Origin of the sequence: Vibrio sp. 1151_11 (assembly GCF_029478525.1) — a bacterium.
GTDB classification, from domain to species: Bacteria; Pseudomonadota; Gammaproteobacteria; order Enterobacterales; family Vibrionaceae; genus Vibrio; species Vibrio anguillarum.
Window position 1 is genome coordinate 1 of record NZ_SHMN01000098.1, and the last position, 583, is coordinate 583.

General features: G+C 40.8%; 1 protein-coding gene. It reads left to right on the forward strand.

The genetic code is table 11. The annotated features are described in order from the left end of the window. Nucleotides 1-30: 30 nt before the first annotated feature. Complete coding sequence (locus EXZ60_RS18955) at nt 31-495, forward strand: GNAT family N-acetyltransferase (protein WP_017048741.1); 465 nt, start codon at nt 31-33, stop codon at nt 493-495. Nucleotides 496-583: the final 88 nt, after the last annotated feature.

The window sequence follows — 583 nt, forward strand, 5'->3', positions numbered from 1 at the left end:
GGGCGTTAGCTGAATGTTGGTATAAGTAGCATGATCAAAATTAGAAAATACGAAGATTCTGACGCAAGTGAGTTGTGGAAGCTTTTTTATCATACAGTTCGTAACGTGAATCGACGAGACTATTCCCAAGAGCAAGTTGAGGCTTGGGCACCAGATAATTTCGACCGCAAGATATGGAAGAATAAACTAAACGCTATTTCACCTTTTATTGCAGAAATAGAGGGTGTCATTGTTGGTTATGCTGACCTTCAAGAAAGTGGTTTAATCGATCATTTCTTTTGTCATCATGACTACCAAGGCAAAGGCGTTGCACGTTGTCTTATGGAGCACGTTTTAAAAGTTGGTAAATCTCGCGGCATTACCAAGTATTGTTCTGAGGTCAGTATTACAGCTCGCCCTTTCTACGAAAAATTTGGTTTTAAGGTTGTAAAAGAGCAAGCGATAGAAGTTCGGGGCCAAAAACTGCAGAACTTTGTTATGGAAAAATTCAGCTAACAAAGCGTTTAAGAGTGATTCCAAACGCTTGCCGGTTTCGCTTCGCTCAAGTATGGCAAACGTTTGTCACACCTTAACGCGGCGTTAT